Consider the following 444-nt stretch of genomic DNA (forward strand, 5'->3'; position numbering starts at 1 on the left):
GAAGTCGTAACAAGGTAGCCGTATCGGAAGGTGCGGCTGGATCACCTCCTTTCTAAGGATATTTACGGAATATAAGACCTTGGGTCTTATAAACAGAACGTTCCCTGTCTTGTTTAGTTTTGAAGGAACTTTGTTCCTTGAATAAGTTAAGATGGGCCTGTAGCTCAGCTGGTTAGAGCGCACGCCTGATAAGCGTGAGGTCGGTGGTTCGAGTCCACTCAGGCCCACCATCTTATACAAATGGGGCCTTAGCTCAGCTGGGAGAGCGCCTGCTTTGCACGCAGGAGGTCAGCGGTTCGATCCCGCTAGGCTCCACCAACGTGTTCTTTGAAAACTAGATAACAGTAGACATCACATTCAATTAGTAACACAAGATATCACATAGTGATTCTTTTTAACGGTTAAGTTAGAAAGGGCGCACGGTGGATGCCTTGGCACTAGGAG

Annotated in this window: 2 tRNA genes and 1 rRNA gene; all 3 read left to right on the forward strand. The window is 47.5% G+C overall.

Annotation, left to right across the window (positions count from 1 at the left end):
• A 16S ribosomal RNA gene (locus tag UJ203_RS20745) occupies window positions 1–52 on the forward strand; the annotation flags it as partial.
• A gap of 101 nt (window positions 53–153) precedes the next feature.
• Window positions 154–230, forward strand: a tRNA-Ile gene (locus UJ203_RS20750).
• Window positions 231–242: 12 nt separating this feature from the next.
• Window positions 243–318: transfer RNA gene (locus UJ203_RS20755), tRNA-Ala, on the forward strand.
• Window positions 319–444 lie beyond the last annotated feature (126 nt).

The sequence above is a fragment of the Bacillus sp. V26 genome, from assembly GCF_034296245.1.
In the GTDB taxonomy this organism is placed as follows: domain Bacteria; phylum Bacillota; class Bacilli; order Bacillales; family Bacillaceae; genus Bacillus; species Bacillus halotolerans.